The sequence below is a fragment of the Cohnella sp. WQ 127256 genome (assembly GCF_024519285.1).
Taxonomy (GTDB): Bacteria; Bacillota; Bacilli; order Paenibacillales; family Paenibacillaceae; genus Cohnella.
Window position 1 is genome coordinate 238978 of sequence record NZ_JAMZCY010000007.1, and the last position, 17859, is coordinate 256836.

A 17859-nucleotide genomic window follows, 5' to 3' on the forward strand; every position below is an offset into this window, starting at 1 on the left:
AGCAATTCATAACTTAATCCATAGGAGGAATTTCAAATGGCAGGAGAACACACAGCATTGGGCATGATCGAAACAAAAGGTTTAGTAGGAGCAATTGAGGCGGCAGACGCAATGGTTAAAGCAGCAAATGTTAAGCTGATTGGTAAGGAGCATGTAGGTGGAGGTATCGTCACGGTAATGGTACGCGGAGATGTTGGCGCTGTTAAAGCAGCTACGGATGCAGGAGCAGCAGCGGCAGAGAAAGTGGGCGAGCTGTTATCCGTTCACGTCATTCCAAGACCGCATTCTGATATTGAAGGCATTTTGCCGCAAGTTTAGGGGTAATCTGGGATGGCCTTCATTACGGAAGCGCAATTGCGAGCTTCACTTCATAAAGGAATACCGAATCCCTATCCGCTAACAAACAGTCATAAGCTAACGCCAGCGGCTAGGGATTTTCTGCACAGCCGGGGAATTAGAATCGAGAACCCGAAAACGTCAGCCATTGCATCTGAATCCTCCAGCAGCGCGGATATTCCTGTGGGTGTGTCGAATCGTCACATTCATTTGTCCGCTGAGCATGTGGAATTGTTATTTGGCTCAGGATACGAGTTAAATCCCTTAAAGGAACTATCGCAGAAGGGTCAATTCGCCGCGAAGGAAACGGTATCACTGGTTGGCCCTAAAGGGATGCTCAAGGATGTTAGAATACTCGGTCCTGCAAGAGGGGCAACGCAAGTGGAAATCAGCCGTACGGATGGATTTCAAATTGGAATCCATCCTCCATTGCGGCTGTCAGGTGATATTGCGGACACACCTGGGATTGCTTTGTATGGACCAAACGGCATCGTAGTTATCGAGCAAGGAGTCATTGTGGCTAAGGCTCATATTCATATGTCGCAGGAGGATGCTGTTGCCTTTCGAGTAGCGAACGGCGATCGGGTGCTTGTCCAATCGATGGGGCAACGCCCCCTTCTTTTTAAAGATGTCATCATTCGAGTTCATCCCCAATATTCGCTTGATTTTCATATTGACACGGATGAAGCCAACGCCGGTTTCATTCGTCAAGGTGACAAAGCGGTTATCGTAGGAAAATCTTCATAAAGGAATTGGAAAAGAGGGGATAACGTGGATGTTCGACAGCTTGTCCAAGATATTGCCAGGGAAATGCTGAGCTTGTCCGCAAAGCCCAAACCGCCAAAGCTATTGTTCATCTTCTGTGATAGCCGTGCGCATGAGGCGTACTCCGACCATTTCATTAGGTTAGATAATCATGGGATTGATTATGATCTTGTCTTCCTGGATGGAATAACGTCGGCTTGGATAGGGATGCATAAATTGGAATCTACCGCTTCGGGTGCTGGAAAGACGATCGCAGTCGATGAGTACGCACCTGCACCACTTGAGCTTCCCAAGGATTATGATGGCGTGGTCATTCCGGAAATTGATCTGGACAATGCCTCCAGAATTGCTTCCGGTTTGAAAGGGACGGTTAAATCGGAGATCGTGTTCGCGGCTTTATTGCTGAACAAGCCGGTGTGGATTGGCCAAGCTAGTCCGGGAGTTAAGCGAGCGGATCGTCAAACGCTTAAAGTACTGAATTTAACGAAAGGGTACACGAAGCTGTTCCTTAAATACATGGCTGAACTACAGGAGCTAGGAATCACTTTGGTATCTGATCTTGAGTTAACACAAGAGCCTATTCATTATTTCCAGCAGAAGAGTACAGCAGCATCGTTCCAGCCTAACCAGGATGTTGAGTCGCAACAGTTACCTAAACCCGATGTGGCTTTAATTACGGCGGACTGGGTGTCTGCTCACGAAGCTAAGCTTGGCGGCTCTCTTGAAGTCGGCCGCAACACAATCATTTCCCCTTTGGCCAAGGACTTATTACGGGACAGAGGAATTGTCCTTCAATACTCGGATAAAGGGTGATGGATATGCTTCTGGGTAAAGTGATCGGCAGTGTTTGGGCGACACAGAAGGAAGTCGGGATGGAAAATTTGAAGCTGATGATCGTTCAGCCCATCGACTGCGATGACAATGGGGTAGGAATACCTGTTGTTGCCGTCGACCGAATCGGAGCTGGAGTGGGGGAAAAGGTAATCGTGTCTAGAGGTAATCCTGCTCGCATGCTATTCCCACAAAAGGTTGTGCCGATCGATGCGATTATCGTCGGAATTGTCGATTCGCTAGAAGCCAGCTCGTTAGAAGTTGGAGAGCATTAAGGGGGCAAATATGGAGAAGCAAAGGGTAATACAGGAATACGTACCAGGTAAACAAGTCACCTTGTCTCACGTTATTGCCAATCCAGATCCCATTCTGTATGAGAAGCTTGGCATCGAGGAAGTTGGGGCCATTGGCATTATGACGCTTACACCTACGGAAACGGCGATTATTGCAGCAGATATCGCAACGAAAGCAGCTGTTGTAGGGATCGGATATTTGGATCGCTTTACCGGCTCTCTTGTCATTAGCGGTGAAGTTTCAGCCGTTGAGATGGCTGTTAGAGCTGTGAATACTTTTCTAAGTGAAAAATTGGACTTCACCCCTTCGTCCATTACGAGGTCCTAACATGAAACGCGCAATGGTCATCGGTCCGGTTGGAGCGGGTAAATCCTCTTTGATTCAAGCGCTGCTTCAAGAAGACAAGCCTGCTGTCAAAACTCAAAGTCTCGTATTTCGGAATTGGCTAATCGATACGCCGGGTGAATATTGTGAGAATCCTCTGCAATACCGGTTTTTGATCGCAACTTCATTCGACACGAAGCTGCTGCTGCTCGTGCAGGATGCGACCCGGAAACGTAATTATTTCCCACCTGGATTCTCTGGAGGGTTTCCTGTCCCCTCGTTGGGAATCATCACGAAGATCGACCATCCCGACGCAGATATGGACAAGGCACGGCGATTTTTACGACAAGCGATGCCGAAGGGCGATTGTTATGAAGTGTCATCAATGACGATGTCAGGAATAGACGAGCTTCGGGAGCTAATCGGAGGCTTGCTTCAGCCAAAAACAAATAGGTGATTACCGATGGATGAACAATGGATTACGAGCGTTGGCATAGACTTAGGGACGAGCACGATGAAATTGATCGTCAGTCGCCTTCGGCTTGCCCGCAAATCTAGCTCATTAGGCTTGCCAAGATATGAAATCGTCGAACGCCTGCTCCATTACGTAAGCGAAGTATGCTCCACACCCTTGCTTAGCGAGCAAGAAATCGATGTCGTTCACGTCTCCCGTTGGCTGCAAGAGGAGTATCGGAAGGCAGAGGTTACTCTATCCGATATTAAGAGCGGTGCGGTCATCATTACGGGTGAAACGGCAACGAAGCAAAATGCGAGACAAGTGTTACACTCGCTAGCCGATAAGGCAGGAGATTTTGTCGTCGCTACCGCGGGTGCAGATTTAGAGTCGCTGCTGTCAGGGAAAGGCTCAGGTGCGTCACAGCGATCCTTGCAAAGTCGTGGCGTCGTCTGCAATGTGGATATCGGTGGAGGAACCGCTAATGCCTCCTTCTTTCAACGGGGCCGCATGATTGCGACGGTAACCTTTCACGTTGGAGGTAAGCTCATTCGGCTGCGACCTAGTGGGGAAGTGGTTTACATTTCCGCTGCCATCCGACCTTGGCTTCTAGCTAACGGTTATCTGTTGGAGATCGGTCAAATGCTTTCCTTTGAATATACTCGAGAAATTGCCAAGCAATTAAATCGGAGCATGTTAGAGGTGCTCAGTGGAGATCAACAATCAAGTGGCCGACTATTAATCGTGAATGAGGCTCTTCCCGAAATGCCGCACATCGATGAGATGATGATTTCTGGTGGAGTTGGAAGCATGATCGATGTCGTTCAGCCTAAAAGCTTAGCGGAAATGGTCGTATATGACGATATCGGCCCTATTCTCGCTGGTACCTTGCGGGAGGAAGCCCACCCATTTACCTTTCGTCTTGTAAGACCGGAACACACCGCCAGGGCAACCGTTATCGGAGCGGGGATGCAAAGTACGGAAATTAGTGGAGCAACAATCCACCTGGCTTCGGGAGTACTTCCGATGAAAAATATACCTGTCATTAGGTTAGAAGACGATGACATCAAGAAAACGATAGAGTTTGGCCTGCAAGTATATGATCTAGATGCTTGTCCACCTTTTGCGTTATTTATTCCTTTGATGAAAGTCGTTACCTACGAGAACATACGTCGACTCTCAGAGTCTATCATGACGAATTATCGTCAGCTTGTTCCGCAATGTCGCACTTTAGTCGTAGTGTGTGAGAACGACATGGGCAAAGCGCTTGGACAGGCGTTGCAGCTTCGATCATCTGGTGAGATGACGATATTGTGTATTGATCAGCTTAAAGTGGATTTCGGCGATTATTTGGATTTAGGTGAGCCGATCCGGGATACAATGATTCCGGTTGTAGTTAAGACGCTAGCTTTTCAAAGCGGTTAGGAGAGGTGAAGTGTGAATCTTACGACGACCGTATTAGGAAAAACCTATCAATTTCGTAGCTTGAAGGAAGTATTGGCTAAAGCCAATGAAGAGAAATCAGGAGATCAACTGGCAGGTATAGCCGCTGAAAATGCCAAAGAACGTATGGCAGCTAAGTGGGTGTTGGCTGAAACTAAGCTATCCGATATTCGCGAAAATCCCCTTCTCCCACCCGAGATGGATGAAGTATCCCGGGTTATTGAAGAAGATATAAATGAAAAAATATATACGCAAATCCGAAACTGGTCAATTGCAGAGCTGCGGGAATATCTCCTAACTTCTACGACTGGGGCTGACCAGATAAAATGGCTCTCAAGGGGTTTAACTAGTGAAATGATCGCGGCTGTCTCCAAGGTGATGAGCAATCTTGATCTCATTCAAGCCGCATCGAAAATAGAAGTCATTACACACTGCAATATTTCCATTGGACAAAGAGGCGTACTGGCGGGAAGAGCCCAGCCTAATCATCCGGCGGATGACGTAACCGGCATTCAAGCCTCCTTGTATGAAGCGCTCAGTTATGGCATAGGTGATGCAGTTATTGGCATTAACCCGGTTATTGATACGACGGACAGTGTTAAAGCGATCATGAATATGACCAAGGAAGTCATGAACAAGTGGAGCATTCCAACGCAAAATTGTGTCTTGGCGCATATCTCGACCCAGATGCGTGCGATCAGGCAAGGTGGACAAGCGGATATGGTATTCCAGAGCCTTGCGGGAACACAAGCGGGTAATCATTCCTTCGGCATCGATCTTGCTTTATTAAACGAAGCGGATGCGTTAATCCGTAGCGAAGGGATGTCCGCAGGTCCGAACCTCTGGTACTTCGAAACCGGTCAAGGCTCGGAATTGTCAGGCGGAGCCCATTATGATATTGATCAAGTGACACTAGAAGCACGCTGCTACGGTCTAGCGAGAAGGTTTCGTCCTTTTATCGTCAATACGGTTGTGGGCTTTATCGGCCCGGAGTATTTGTACGATAGCAGACAGGTTACTCGCGCTGGCTTGGAAGATCACTTTATGGGGAAGCTTCACCAGCTCCCGATGGGCGTGGATGTATGCTATACGAATCATATGAAGGTCGACCAGAATGATATGGACAACCTGTCGGTATTACTTACATCAGCGGGTGTGAACTTCATTATAGGGGTTCCAATGGCGGATGATTGCATGTTGAATTATCAATCGACCAGCTTCCACGATATCGCCACTTTGAGAGAAACGCTTGGACGTAGGCCCGCACCGGCATTTGAAGGTTGGTTGGAAAAAATGGGGATCATGGCGAATGGAAAGCTGACTGGGGATGCTGGAGACCCGACCTTGTTTCAGTAGCGTGACAGAGTCCTCGAAGGGAGCGGATATCATGAAGTCTTATGATATACAGGAAATGACCGATATGATCATAAAACAATTGGAGCTGCGATTGAAAGGAATACCTGAGAAGGCCAAGCCTACAATTGATGAAGCTCGCATATCCGACGAAGCCTTCAATCCAACGAATCGGTTGGTGTCTTCCTTGTCGGAACGGAGTGAGCTAAATGTTCCTACTCCACGTTCTACGGAAATGCTACAAGAGCTCCGGGATGCGACTCCTGCACGAATCGGAGTATGGAGAACTGGGACAAGGCCACTCACGAAAGAGATGCTCCGATTCCGCTGCGACCATGCCAGCGCGGTGGATACCGTATATGGAGAGGTTCGGAGCGAATTGCTAGAGAAATATGAATTGTTCCAGATCGAAACGCAATATGAGAATACGGAAAACTACTTAAAGCGACCGGATATGGGTAGGCTCCTAACCGATGAAAGTGCGAAACGCATACTTAAGCATTGCAAGAAAGGTGCACAGGTGCAGATTGTTGTCTCGGATGGGCTAAGCGCTAATGCAGTGGAACATAATTTGGCGGATGTCTATCCGGCATTGCTGGATTCTTTGCAGGCGCTTGGGCTGAAAGCGGGGACACCCATATTTGTTAAAGGCGGACGTGTAGCTTCAATGGATCATATTGGAGAAGTTCTACAGCCGGATGTATTAGTCATGCTGATCGGAGAGCGTCCTGGACTCGTCTCCTCCTCCTCTATGAGTGCATATATGTGTTATCGACCGAGGAAAGGGATGCTGGAGTCGAATCGAACGGTACTCTCAAACATTCATCATGGCGGGACCCCACCTGTTGAAGCAGGTGCGCATATCGGCACAATTGTCCAAAAGATGCTAGAGCAAAAAACAAGCGGAGTTAAGCTGGTCATTTAATAGGAATAAAACGAAACCCATTCTGAAGATGCCTTTATGGCGCTTTGGGGTGGGTCTTTTGTTATAGTTAAAAACTATCATATAAATAGTATTTATGTATTTTACTTATAAGTAAACGGGATGATATAACTTATGTATCGAAAACGATATAGAGGAGATGATCGATAATGAACGATGCGAAGCAGGATCAGAAGGTTCATTGGGCGGCCAACACCTACGATGAGTCAATGAGTTTTGTTTCAAGCTTTGGAGAGGATGTTTTGTCTTGGCTAAATCCACAGGCAGGGGAAATTATTGTTGATTTTGGTTGTGGGACAGGAGACCTAGCCTCCGCTATTTCATCTCAGGGGTCAGAGGTAATTGGGGTGGATATTTCCCCGGAAATGGTCGAAAGAGCACGTCTTAAATACCCTCATCTGACTTTTCATCGTGCAGACGGAATGGGCTGGAAGGCTGATCGTGCCTATGATGCAGTATTTAGTAATGCCGCGCTTCATTGGATGAAGGATGCGGATGCTGCGGTTGATAGCATGACAGCGGGGCTCCGAAACGGTGGGAGATTGGTCGTGGAGTTCGGTGGGTATGGCAATGTGGCGACCATTATTGAAGCAGTGAGGGAGACATTACAAGCGAACGGTCGTGAGGATGCATTCGTTATGCCGTGGTATTTTCCGCAGGTAGGAGAGTATGCGTCATTGCTAGAGAAATATGGAATGGAGGTGCGGTTTGCGCAGCTCTTTGATCGACCGACCGTTCTGAACAATGGTGAAAATGGGATGAAGGATTGGCTAGAGATGTTTGGTACGGCAATGTTCCCAAAGACCGAACAATACGAGATGGGGCTATGGATAGAAGAGTCGACTCGTAGATTGAAAGACAAACTGTATGATCAAGGAGTCTGGACGGCAGATTATCGACGGTTAAGGGTGCTTGCAGTTAAGCGCTGATAGAAAAATAGCACAATCCGATAAAAATAACACCGTTTCGTTCATTGACTAAATGATAGATCTCAGGCAAAATAGGGGAATCTTGGTTAGTGGGGACGGTATATTACATCATGAAACTTCTTAAAAGCTGGTATGGGATCCTATTCCTAGCACTCCCATCCTTATTTGCATTTGCAACACAAACTCTTACCGGTACGATTAACTTAATTCTAGTAGGGGATCTTGGATTTTTAGTTATTGCTGTTGTTGGAGTTTCCAACATTATTATGTACAACGTATTTGCTATCTTTTCAGGGATAGGCCATACGGTCAATTACCTTGTCGCACAAAATTTCGGCGCCAAAGAAATGCGCAAAGGGATGCAGAGAACTTATCTGGCGCTTATCGTAAGTTTAGGAGTCGCTCTCATAATCGCTTTGGCTGGATGGCTAGCAAGTGGAGCTGTATTGAAGCTGACGGGCGGTTCAACTGAACTCGTTACGACCGGCGGAGAGTACTTGGAGCTGCGGTTCTATGCCATGTCCTTCGGGATTATCAGCTTTGTATTTCATGGTTTCTTCCGTGGTGTGGGGGATACTCGAACGTCGATGGTCGTGTCAATAATAGGGAATGTTCTTATCGTCGGACTGACCTATGGAATGACCTATGGTCATTGGGGCTTGCCGGATATGGGGCTTGTCGGCGCTGGATACGCCATATTAATTGGAGAAGCGATACAACTGTTACTCTGTCTATTCGTATTCTGGGGTCCGATGCATAAGCGCTACCAGACGAGAAGCATACCAAAGCCAGAATGGAGCGAGCTTAAGCTTATCTCTCAAGAGAGCGGAAAACTCGGAATGCAGGAATTTTCGATGAGCATTTCGATGTACATCTTTACGATATTCGTCTTGAAGCTAGGAGATATGGCTGCAGCCGCTAATGAAGTGGCACTAAGCGTTATGTCGTTCGGATTTATGCCTGCATTTGCATTCGGCTCGACGGCTACGATCTTAGTAGGTCAGGAAATTGGTCAGGGACGACCGAAGCTGGCCAAATCAGCAGGGACGAACACAGCTATACTGGGAACAATATTCTTGCTCCTTCTTGGAACTGCTGAATTGATCTGGGCAGTGCCCATCGCTCGATTGTATAGTGATGATCCAGGGGTCTATGAGCTAGCAGCTCATTTGATTACCGTGTCGGCCTATTTACAAATTTTTGATGGGTTCTATAATTTCTATGCGGGTGGTTTAAGAGGAATTGGGGATACGACATTCCTAATGCGAGCCTCGTTTGTGCTTAGTCTCTTCATGTTTGTTCCGCTCACTTACCTATTCGTCATGGTGTTTGAATGGGGTAGCATGGGTGCGTGGCTTGCGTTATATTCGTTCCTTGTTGCCCTTGGCTTGGCCGTCATGATTCGTTATTATCGAACAGACTTCAATTCTGTCCGGTTGAAGGTAGCTCATGGTTAAGGTGTTTCACGAGTAATAATAAAGGTCGTTCTCCACGTGGAGAACGACCTTTATTTAATAGCTGTCGTACCAATCAATAGTTATCCGTTTACGATTTCTCCACCATTCACATGTAGAACTTGTCCGGCCATATAGGAGGAGTCCTCGCTAGCTAAGTACACATATGCAGGAGCGAGCTCATCGGGTTGACCTGCTCGTTTCATAGGAGTATCTGCCCCGAATTTGGCGACCTGCTGTGCGTCGAAGGTTGACGGGATTAGGGGGGTCCAGATTGGACCGGGAGCCACGGCATTTACGCGAATGCCTTGACCGATGACATTCATCGCCAAAGAGCGGGTGAACGATACGATTGCTCCTTTGGTAGAAGAGTAATCAAGTAAGGTTGGGCTTCCACGGTAAGCGGTAATGGATGCGGTATTAATAATGGTTGCACCGGGTTTTAGTTGAGGCATGGCAGCCTGGGTGAGATAGAACATACCAAATACATTCGTACGGAATGTTCTTTCTAGCTGTTCAGGTGTAATTTGTTCCAACTTATCCTGAGGGTGCTGTTCAGCGGCGTTATTGACAACAATATCGAGTCTTCCTAAATCGCTAATCGTTTGATTGACGGCTTGCATACAGAATGCGTGATTACCGATATCACCTCTAATTAATAAGCAACGACGACCTTCTGCTTCAATTTGCTTTTTCGTTTCTTCCGCATCGACATCCTCGTTCAAGTAAATGACAGCAACGTCTGCGCCTTCCTTGGCATAGATGATCGATACCGATCGTCCGATACCACTATCGCCTCCGCTTACGATAGCGACCTTGCCCATTAACTTCCCGGCTGGACGATATAAGGGAGATTCGGACTCCGGGAGGGGATTCATGTTCTGCTCAATGCCCGGCTGCTGATTCTGGTGCTGCGGCGGAAAGGAAGTAGGCCTTTGTGGTGTTTGTGAATTTGTCATGCTTGTAGGTTTAACCAAACTCCCTTGCTTTACGCATGGAAGTGATGTTGATACGTGATCCTATTTTTTGCCCATAACTTAATAAAAGCATTATTCATAAAAACTCGGTTCTTGACGATATATGTCATAAATATAAATGTGGAGAGTGGCTTGGGTGAGAAAAAGAATGAAATGGTCTCTTTCAATCAAATTTATAACAATGGTTGTTGTATTTCTTATCGTTGTATTCGCGATAATGGTGCAATTGAATCTCAATAACCTCAAAAAGGTTAGTGTTAGTAAAGGGGAATTTGAGGCAAAGAACGCTGGGCAAGAATATGGCTTGTCATTCAGAAAAACTCTGGTCGGACTTCAACATGAGCTCCAAATGCTTTCCCTTGTCATGAATAATACCCGAGAGACATCTTCTTCATCTCGAGAGGAGGTTGTTCTTCTGCTGAAAAAAATGTTGGAGGTTCATCCAGAATTGCTGGGAACATATACGATATGGGAGCCGAATGCATTCGATGGTAAAGATGCGGATTATGTAAACAAAACGCCTTACAATGATGAAACGGGTCGGTTAATTCCTTATGTGGTTCGAAATGGAGATCAAATTGTTGTGGAGTCGATCAAGAACTATGAAACCCCGGGGGACGGAGACTTTTACCTACTACCTAAGAAAAATAAGAAAGTTACGTTAATGGAGCCTTATTCCTATGATATCGATGGGAAATCCGTTCAAATGACTTCTCTAATTGTCCCTATTCTTGATAAGGAGGATCGTTTTCTTGGTATGGTGGGGGTAGACTTTACGTTGGACTCCTTGCAGGAATCAGCGAAGGAGTATAAGCCGCTTGGTGGGTATGTCACTATCATTTCGGGTCAAGGCAATTATGTAGCGAATCCTGTTCATCCAAACCTAATCTCAAAGCCATATGGAGACCAAGAGGATAAAAAGGAACTATTCACGAAAGTGGTTGCTGGAGAAACGACACAAGGCTATACGAAAGATCTATCGGGAGAAACTGCGCTGAGTATGTTCTTACCTATTCATCTGGATGGCAGTGACGACGTCATCTATGCTGAAACAGTTATTTCTGAGAATAAAATTCTAGAATCTTATTATAAGAATAGAACAACAACTCAACTGATTAGTATTATTTCGTTGATCGTGCTCAGTCTAGTGCTTGCGATATCGATACGGCGATTAATCATTCGACATTTACACACGTTCGTTAGAACAGTAAAAGTCATGGCAGAAGGAGATTTGACTCAAAAAGTTGAGATCCGTAGTAGGGATGAATTCGGGCAGCTTGCGGGAGATTTTAATCATATGACGGGTGAACTGCGGGGCATGTTCCATCTCGTTCAAGATCTCTCCATGTCGGTAGGGGCGACCTCAGAGCAACTGACGGCTAGCGCCGAACAAACCAGCCTAGCATCCGAGACGATTGCTCGTTCAATTGAGCAGGTGGCAGCAGGCTCAGAAACACAAAACCGTTATGCGAGAGAAACAGCGACAGCAATGACTGAAATGTCCGCTGGTATACAGAGAATTGCGGATTCGTCTTCTGCGGTATCCGCATCCACGCAGGAGGTACAATCGCAAACTGAGCTTGGTAATTCGCGGTTACGCGAGGCAGGGGAGCAAATGGCACGGGTCAGGAATACGGTCACTGAAGCTGAACAGGTCATGGAGCGATTAGGCGAGCGCTCTAAAGAAATCGGTGGCATTGTAAGTTTGATTTCTCAAATTAGCTACCAAACCAACCTGTTGGCTTTGAACGCAGCGATTGAGGCTGCAAGGGCAGGGGAGCACGGTCGTGGCTTCGTCATTGTCGCGGCCGAAGTACGTAAGCTCGCGGATCAGACCTTTAAGGCTACGGAACAGATCAGTGGATTAATCCAGACGGTTCAGGATGAAACGGCTAACGCTACAAAAATGATGAAGTTAGGAACATTAGAGGTAAGAGAGGGTGAGCAGCACGTTATCGAATGCTCGACTTTGTTCCAAGCTGTGGCGAATGAAATGCTACGAGTTAGCGATCAGATTCAAGAGGTGTCTGCGACTTCGGAGCAAATGAACGCCAGCTCAGAGCAAGTGAATGCTTCGGTAGTGGAACTATCCCGCCTTGCTGGAGAAGCTTCAGACAGTTCGCAAAACGTTGCATCAGCATCCCAAGAACAGCTAGCCTCAATGGAGGAAGTGGCGTCATCCTCCATTGCGCTTAGTAACATGGTGCAAGAGCTGTTGGAGAAGCTATCTCGCTTCAAAATCTAATTGGAAAGGGCAGCCCGCGAACATTTCGGGCTGCCTTCTTTTTTGTCTACATCCTCACACGTTTTTGCGAGTCGTTTTTTTACCATCGCAGGTGAACAGTATCTTTTTGTCATCGGAGAAGGTCTCGAGATGTACCTGTTTTCCCCACAATTGAACCAAGTAAGGGAGCGTGCGCTCGACATACTTCGTATCAAGCTCAGTTCCCTCGTACTGATGCGTAATATACAGCTCTCCGTTACGTTGATAGTCTCCGTCCGTTACTTCTAAATAAGGGAATCCACCGTTGACTCGAGAATACACAAGCTGATCCCGGATGTGCTCCCAACCTTTATCGGTTATTTTCCACTCCTGACCCTTCTTCTCAAAAATATAAAGATCCAGCTCATCCGTTAGCTCTTTAGTTAAGTAATTACGTAGAAATGAAGGATCAGATTCGAGCTCCCGTACCTCAAAAATCTTCTCTCTCCCGAATCTCTTCTCAATGTCCTCGAAAATCTTGAGTCCAAGATAGTAAGGATTGAGGGAATGACGTGAGGGCTGAACGACAGAGGAATTGAGCTTCGCATATTCGATTGTTTCTTCACTCGTAAGCGGCAACTCGCGCATGATCCTCTGATGCCAATACGAAGCCCAGCCTTCGTTGAGCTAAGGTGCTTTTTATTTTGTGAATGGTTAAGGTGGAAATCATTGACTTTGCCATTTGCGAGATAGTAGAATGATAAATGAGGAAATAGACCCAGACCTTTCCTTCTGAAGAAGGATAGAACTGTGTCTTGATATGCAGTAGAAAGGAGAATCCTCTTAAACAGGAAAATTAACTGCGTTACTAATACTGAATTGCTTTTGTATGACTTTGACACTTATACATATTCGGTCATTAGTATGATATTCCTGCAAGCCATTCAAAAAAATTTTTGAACGATTTGTGAACAGAGGTTCACAAGAGGGGGTACCATGCTGCTAATAGAAAAGAATAATTCACAGTTAGACGATTTATTGCAACGAATAGGCTATAAATTGCAAATCAGCAAAACCCAGAGAGAGCTTGCTGAGGGACGATATAACGCTGTTGCAAAATGGTTGACGAAAGATGATGCATTGTTCCAAGAGAATGACATAGACGTTTACTCGCAAGGATCATTACGAATTGGTACAACTGTAAAACCGCTAAAACAACAAGAGTACGATCTAGATATTGTTTTTGAAATTAATGATCGGTGGCATGAGAAAAATCCATTAGATTTACTTGATTCCATTGAAGATAGATTGCGTGATAACGATGTCTACAAGTCGATGGTTGAACGGAAAAACCGTTGCATCCGTTTGAATTACGCAAATGAATTTCATATGGATATTCTTCCCGCACATCCTACTGATTCTAGCAACAGCACTTGTATTAAGGTGCCTGATCGTAAAGTGGAGGATTGGAAGGACAGTAATCCAAAGGGGTATGCCAATTGGTTTGATGCACGTTCGCATCAGTATTATACCCTTCTCGAAAAGAGTGCAAACATTGATCCTTTACCTGAAGATGAGTCAATCGAACGAAAGCCCCCATTGAAGAGGGCAGTACAGCTTATGAAACGCTTTCGAGACGTTTATTTTGAGCAGAATTCTGAGGAAGCACCAATTAGTATTGTGCTTACAACATTGGCAGGACAGTGCTACAGAGGACAGGCTTCTGTAGCTGAAGCATTATCATCTATACTTCAAGATATTATCGAACTAATACCACAAGATGGGAGTCGACTTGTTGTTTTAAACCCATCTAATCTCCATGAAGATCTAAGTGAGCGTTGGATCGAGAATAAAAAGCTATACCAATCATTTGTTACATTTATTAAAGATTTTAATGCACATTGGTCTCATCTCTTGAACCTTCATGGAATCCATAAGATATCAGAGGAACTTAAAAAGATGTTTGGCGAGAACATCATTACAGAATCGCTCAAGGAGCAAACCGATTTTTATGAGCAACTTCGAAACCAAAAGCGTTTATCAGTGGTAGGAAGTACAGGGCTATTGACGGTTGCGGCTACTTCGAAATCAATCCCACTAAGGGAAAACACCTTTTATGGGGACTAACAGAGGTATTTGGGCGAAAAGAAAACCAATACCGATTTCACAGCAAATCCAAACTATGAAACGACATTTCCCGCTTTTTGATGTGCAGTGGAGTAAAGGAGTAGTGGTTTGGACAGGTGTTCTGCAACCTAGTGAGCTATCAGATAGTTACGTCGTAAATATTCGATATTCTTTGATGATCCGGCAACCAGAAGTATGGGTTGATTCACCAAAGCTTGTCAAAAGAAATGGTGCTGAAAGTATTCCTCATACCTATGCAAGGGACAGGCTATGCCTGTTCCGCCCACGCAAAAGAGAATGGACGAAATACATGTTCATTGCCGTGACTATTGTTCCTTGGATATCACTTTGGCTACTCCATTATGAATACTGGCTCGCGACTGGTGAATGGCGGGGCGGAGGCGAACACCCAGGCAAGAATAATAAAGGGGGCAGAGTGGGTGTACAAGATATTAGCTATTGATGGTGGAGGAATAAAGGGAGTTTTCCCCGCTGCTTTTTTAGCTTCGATTGAAGAAGATATAGGAGACAAGGTAAGTAATTACTTTGATTTGATAGTGGGGACATCTACTGGTGGAATTATTGCATTAGCACTTGGGTTGGGTATGTCCTCTAAGGAGATCCTTAGTTTCTACGAGCAATCAGGTCCAAAGATTTTTAAAGGAAATCGTTTTTTTCGTGTACTGAGACAAATTGGTTTTTCCAAGTACAGTCAGAAACCTCTTCGGGAAGCTCTTTGTTTGTACTTTAAAGACAAGCAGTTAGGAGATTGCCAAACTCGTGTTGTTGTTCCTTCGCTAAATCTGGAGACTGGAGAAGTACATGTGTTCAAGACGGCGCATCACGAGAGGTTTAAAAGGGATTATAAAGAAAAAGTTGTGGATGTTGCACTATCCACTTCAGCTGCTCCAACATTCTTCCCAACACAACGCTCTTCAGTAGGCACTCCTTTAGTTGACGGAGGTCTTTGGGCTAATAACCCAGTTGGAACAGCAGTTGTTGAAGCACTTGGTATTCTTAATTGGAATCCAGGTGAGTTTGATGTTTTGAGTATTGGTTGTACAGCCGAGCCAATGTCGATCAAGTGGGGGCGTAAATTCCCATTAGGCATGGGTTATTGGGCTAAAAAATCAGTTGAAGCTTTTATGAAAGCTCAATCCTCGCAATCTTTAGGAACAGCTAAACTTCTTGCGGGGCATTCACACATCTATAGATTTGATCCTTCTGTAGAAGCGAAGAGATTTAGTTTAGATGGGATAAATGAAATTCAATCATTAAGAGGACTTGGGATATCGGAGGCTAGGAAGGCGTTACCTGTTATCGAATCAATTTTCTTTAAAAGTATAGCTGCACCCTTTGAACCATTTTATAAACTATATTAGACAAAGACATCTGAGGAGGGGTGATCTTGGAGCCCCTCTCTATTATTTCATCTACTGTTATACGAAAATTCAATGTTTTAACCAATTATCGAGTGGGATCATACATTCGTAAAAGAGAGGAATATGTCAATGACTCAAGAACTTCAATTTAAGTATAATTCACTTCTAGAAGAGGTGGCATCCGGATTAGATATATCACCTAGCAAATACAAACAAGCTGTTGATCGTTATAAAAAAGTAAGCATGTGGATATCAGCAGGAGAATATGAAGGCTTAGGAGGTGAGATTCATTGCTATGCACAAGGTTCTTTTCGTCTCGGAACCGTTGTTCGTCCAATTCGTGGGGGCGAAGAATCCGGATATGACATAGATCTTGTGTGTGAATTTCCCATAATAGAGGATGGGATCACACCCGAAGCACTTAAAATTTTAATTGGCAACAGACTCGCTGAAAATAAAGAGTATCAAGAAATGCTCGATGAAGAAGGTAGACGCTGTTGGACACTTTTGTACTCAGAGCAAGACGGAATTGGCTTTCACTTAGATATTCTTCCTGCAATTCCTGGGGACCCTGATTACGTTAGTGTAGAAGTGGGGTTTACCCAAAAAGCAATTAAAATTACTCATAAGAATAAAGATGAAAGTTATGAATGGTCTCAAAGTAATCCGAGCGGTTATGCGGATTGGTTTGAAGCCATAAATAAGCCAACATTGGATCTTATTAAAGCACTTCATCAAAAGCGTATTTTTGAAAACAACAAAGGTTTATTCGCTCGGATTGACGATGTTCCAGAAGTGTTAATTAAAACACCTCTTCAAAAAGTAATTCAAATTCTAAAGCGCCACCGTGATCTTCGCTTTATGAATCAAGAATTTGAAGACGATAAGCCCATCTCGATGATAATCACAACGTTGGCAGCGCGACTTTATCAGAATGAAGCGGATGTTTTTGTCGCTTTGAACAATATCGTTGATCAGCTTGATAACCTTGCTTTACTTCTTAATCCAGAATTCGTGTTGTCCAAAAGCCTTCAAGATTTAGAACTTATTAAGCGAAATTCAGACGGTACTTGGATAATCTCGAACCCAGTTAATCCGAATGAAAATTTCGCTGATCGTTGGCATGAAAATAAAAGTAGCAAGGCGAGAGCATTTTTTCAATGGGTTAAATGGGTCAAGGAAGATCTAATCCAGATCTTAAATAGTAATGACATTAACGAACTAAGTAAGTCCCTTAAAACTTCACTTGGGGAGCAAATGGTAAATAAGGCTTTGAAATCTCTGCAACTCAGAGCGGCTTCTTTATCAACTGTAGTTGCATCAGTGCCGCCACGCATAGAAATTTCAAATCCTAATAAACCGTGGGGATTTGAATGATTACAAATGAAGCAATTGTAAATGAGTATAAGGAACTAAGCCGCGTTCACCAAGAATTAAAACTTTATTCTGGGCATGAGGGTATCTGTATAAAAGGATGTCTTCATTTTGAGGCAGTCTCTTCAGGTCATGAGCAAATAACGGATAAGTTTCTTATTGAAGTATTTGTCCTCAATGATTACCCTAATTCTCTTCCAGTAGCCAAGGAGGTAGGTGGGCGAATACAGAACTCATTTCATACAAATTCTGATGGTTCACTTTGCTTAGCGGCTCCTTTGGCAATGAAAATGACCTTCTTGGAAAATCCCACACTTCTAGGGTATATAAATCATCTCGTGATACCTTTCTTATATTCATACTCTTACCAAGAGAAATTTGGAACATTACCTTTCGGGGAACTAGAACACGGAGGCGCTGGGCTTTTAACATACTATAAGGAATTGTTACATGTTGAATCGGATATGGCTACTCTTAAGTTTCTCCTTATATTAGCCAAAGGTAGCTTCCGTGGGCATGTAACTTGTCCATGTGGAAGTGGAAAGCGAACTCGCAATTGTCACGGAGACCAACTTATTCGATTACAATCTGTTCAGACAGTAAACCAGTTTAGAGCGGAGCTAGAGAGTTGTATTCAGGTGCTAAAATCACGACAAGGTGGGAGATGAAA

At 44.8% G+C, this 17859-nt stretch carries 18 protein-coding genes and 1 pseudogene; 17 read left to right on the forward strand and 2 right to left on the reverse strand.

Translation table 11 applies throughout. From position 1 onward, the window contains the following. Positions 1-36: 36 nt before the first annotated feature. The 11 genes from M1K58_RS21200 to M1K58_RS21250 all read left to right on the forward strand — a co-directional run bounded on the left by M1K58_RS21200 (position 37) and on the right by M1K58_RS21250 (position 9129). Positions 37-318, forward strand: coding sequence for a BMC domain-containing protein (locus M1K58_RS21200; protein ID WP_256760878.1), 282 nt, complete (start codon positions 37-39; stop codon positions 316-318). 12 nt (positions 319-330) lie between these two features. Then, entirely contained in the window at positions 331-1083 is a 753-nt protein-coding gene (gene pduL / locus M1K58_RS21205; RefSeq protein ID WP_256760879.1) for a phosphate propanoyltransferase, read from the forward strand. A gap of 24 nt (positions 1084-1107) precedes the next feature. Continuing rightward, positions 1108-1914: a hypothetical protein gene (locus M1K58_RS21210; protein WP_256760880.1), complete on the forward strand. Its 807-nt coding sequence runs from the start codon at positions 1108-1110 to the stop codon at positions 1912-1914. Positions 1915-1919: 5 nt separating this feature from the next. Then, a complete protein-coding gene (locus tag M1K58_RS21215) occupies positions 1920-2207 on the forward strand; it encodes a EutN/CcmL family microcompartment protein (RefSeq protein WP_256761000.1) in 288 nt (95 codons plus the stop codon). A 10-nt stretch (positions 2208-2217) separates the two neighbouring features. Next, a complete protein-coding gene (eutS, locus tag M1K58_RS21220; protein WP_256760881.1) occupies positions 2218-2553 on the forward strand; it encodes an ethanolamine utilization microcompartment protein EutS in 336 nt (111 codons plus the stop codon). A gap of 1 nt (position 2554) precedes the next feature. Continuing rightward, the gene (locus tag M1K58_RS21225; protein ID WP_256760882.1) at positions 2555-3007 is read left to right on the forward strand and encodes a EutP/PduV family microcompartment system protein; all 453 of its coding nucleotides are present in this window, start codon (positions 2555-2557) and stop codon (positions 3005-3007) included. 6 nt (positions 3008-3013) lie between these two features. Beyond that, a complete protein-coding gene (locus M1K58_RS21230; RefSeq protein WP_256760883.1) occupies positions 3014-4429 on the forward strand; it encodes an ethanolamine ammonia-lyase reactivating factor EutA in 1416 nt (471 codons plus the stop codon). Positions 4430-4441: 12 nt separating this feature from the next. Beyond that, on the forward strand, positions 4442-5803 hold the full coding sequence (locus M1K58_RS21235; protein ID WP_256760884.1) for an ethanolamine ammonia-lyase subunit EutB: 1362 nt from the start codon (positions 4442-4444) through the stop codon (positions 5801-5803). Between the two features lie 31 nt (positions 5804-5834). Further along, positions 5835-6725 carry an ethanolamine ammonia-lyase subunit EutC gene (gene eutC / locus M1K58_RS21240; protein WP_256760885.1) on the forward strand — a complete coding sequence of 297 codons (891 nt, stop codon included), beginning with the start codon at positions 5835-5837 and terminating at the stop codon, positions 6723-6725. A 167-nt stretch (positions 6726-6892) separates the two neighbouring features. Next, a complete protein-coding gene (locus M1K58_RS21245) occupies positions 6893-7672 on the forward strand; it encodes a class I SAM-dependent methyltransferase (protein WP_256760886.1) in 780 nt (259 codons plus the stop codon). Between the two features lie 110 nt (positions 7673-7782). Then, positions 7783-9129 carry an MATE family efflux transporter gene (locus M1K58_RS21250; protein ID WP_256760887.1) on the forward strand — a complete coding sequence of 449 codons (1347 nt, stop codon included), beginning with the start codon at positions 7783-7785 and terminating at the stop codon, positions 9127-9129. 80 nt (positions 9130-9209) lie between these two features. Here M1K58_RS21250 and M1K58_RS21255 read toward each other — a convergent pair whose 3' ends face one another. Next, positions 9210-10085, reverse strand: a complete 876-nt coding sequence (locus M1K58_RS21255) for an SDR family oxidoreductase (protein WP_256760888.1) — start codon at positions 10083-10085, stop codon at positions 9210-9212. A gap of 154 nt (positions 10086-10239) precedes the next feature. Here M1K58_RS21255 and M1K58_RS21260 point away from each other — a divergent pair, with 154 nt between their 5' ends. Then, positions 10240-12348 carry a methyl-accepting chemotaxis protein gene (locus tag M1K58_RS21260; protein WP_256760889.1) on the forward strand — a complete coding sequence of 703 codons (2109 nt, stop codon included), beginning with the start codon at positions 10240-10242 and terminating at the stop codon, positions 12346-12348. Positions 12349-12402: 54 nt separating this feature from the next. Here M1K58_RS21260 and M1K58_RS21265 read toward each other — a convergent pair. Continuing rightward, a pseudogene (locus tag M1K58_RS21265) lies at positions 12403-12993 on the reverse strand (SpoVR family protein); the annotation flags it as partial. A gap of 309 nt (positions 12994-13302) precedes the next feature. Here M1K58_RS21265 and M1K58_RS21270 point away from each other — a divergent pair. From M1K58_RS21270 to M1K58_RS21290, 5 genes are all read left to right on the forward strand, one after another. Further along, positions 13303-14433 (forward strand): nucleotidyltransferase domain-containing protein, encoded by a 1131-nt coding sequence (locus M1K58_RS21270; RefSeq protein WP_256760890.1) that lies wholly within the window; start codon positions 13303-13305, stop codon positions 14431-14433. Further along, positions 14423-14896: a type II CBASS E2 protein gene (locus M1K58_RS21275; protein ID WP_256760891.1), complete on the forward strand. Its 474-nt coding sequence runs from the start codon at positions 14423-14425 to the stop codon at positions 14894-14896. The genes M1K58_RS21270 and M1K58_RS21275 overlap by 11 nt, the downstream gene beginning before the upstream one ends. Then, a complete protein-coding gene (locus M1K58_RS21280; RefSeq protein ID WP_256760892.1) occupies positions 14874-15815 on the forward strand; it encodes a CBASS cGAMP-activated phospholipase in 942 nt (313 codons plus the stop codon). The genes M1K58_RS21275 and M1K58_RS21280 overlap by 23 nt, the downstream gene beginning before the upstream one ends. Before the next feature lie 129 nt (positions 15816-15944). Continuing rightward, positions 15945-17192 carry a nucleotidyltransferase domain-containing protein gene (locus tag M1K58_RS21285; protein WP_256760893.1) on the forward strand — a complete coding sequence of 416 codons (1248 nt, stop codon included), beginning with the start codon at positions 15945-15947 and terminating at the stop codon, positions 17190-17192. Then, complete coding sequence (locus M1K58_RS21290; RefSeq protein WP_256760894.1) at positions 17189-17857, forward strand: hypothetical protein; 669 nt, start codon at positions 17189-17191, stop codon at positions 17855-17857. The genes M1K58_RS21285 and M1K58_RS21290 overlap by 4 nt, the downstream gene beginning before the upstream one ends. The last annotated feature ends 2 nt before the right edge of the window (positions 17858-17859 follow it).

Bases quoted from the DNA above. Each gene is read 5' to 3' on its own strand.
- M1K58_RS21245 (WP_256760886.1), top strand. From the start codon at position 6,893: ATGAACGATGCGAAGCAGGATCAGAAGGTTCATTGGGCGGCCAACACC.
- M1K58_RS21200 (WP_256760878.1), top strand. From the start codon at position 37: ATGGCAGGAGAACACACAGCATTGGGCATGATCGAAACAAAAGGTTTA.
- M1K58_RS21255 (WP_256760888.1), bottom strand. From the start codon at position 10,085: ATGACAAATTCACAAACACCACAAAGGCCTACTTCCTTTCCGCCGCAG.
- M1K58_RS21285 (WP_256760893.1), top strand. From the start codon at position 15,945: ATGACTCAAGAACTTCAATTTAAGTATAATTCACTTCTAGAAGAGGTG.
- eutC (WP_256760885.1), top strand. From the start codon at position 5,835: ATGAAGTCTTATGATATACAGGAAATGACCGATATGATCATAAAACAA.
- pduL (WP_256760879.1), top strand. From the start codon at position 331: ATGGCCTTCATTACGGAAGCGCAATTGCGAGCTTCACTTCATAAAGGA.
- M1K58_RS21250 (WP_256760887.1), top strand. From the start codon at position 7,783: ATGAAACTTCTTAAAAGCTGGTATGGGATCCTATTCCTAGCACTCCCA.
- M1K58_RS21215 (WP_256761000.1), top strand. From the start codon at position 1,920: ATGCTTCTGGGTAAAGTGATCGGCAGTGTTTGGGCGACACAGAAGGAA.
- M1K58_RS21225 (WP_256760882.1), top strand. From the start codon at position 2,555: ATGAAACGCGCAATGGTCATCGGTCCGGTTGGAGCGGGTAAATCCTCT.
- M1K58_RS21290 (WP_256760894.1), top strand. From the start codon at position 17,189: ATGATTACAAATGAAGCAATTGTAAATGAGTATAAGGAACTAAGCCGC.
- M1K58_RS21230 (WP_256760883.1), top strand. From the start codon at position 3,014: ATGGATGAACAATGGATTACGAGCGTTGGCATAGACTTAGGGACGAGC.
- eutS (WP_256760881.1), top strand. From the start codon at position 2,218: ATGGAGAAGCAAAGGGTAATACAGGAATACGTACCAGGTAAACAAGTC.
- M1K58_RS21270 (WP_256760890.1), top strand. From the start codon at position 13,303: ATGCTGCTAATAGAAAAGAATAATTCACAGTTAGACGATTTATTGCAA.
- M1K58_RS21275 (WP_256760891.1), top strand. From the start codon at position 14,423: ATGGGGACTAACAGAGGTATTTGGGCGAAAAGAAAACCAATACCGATT.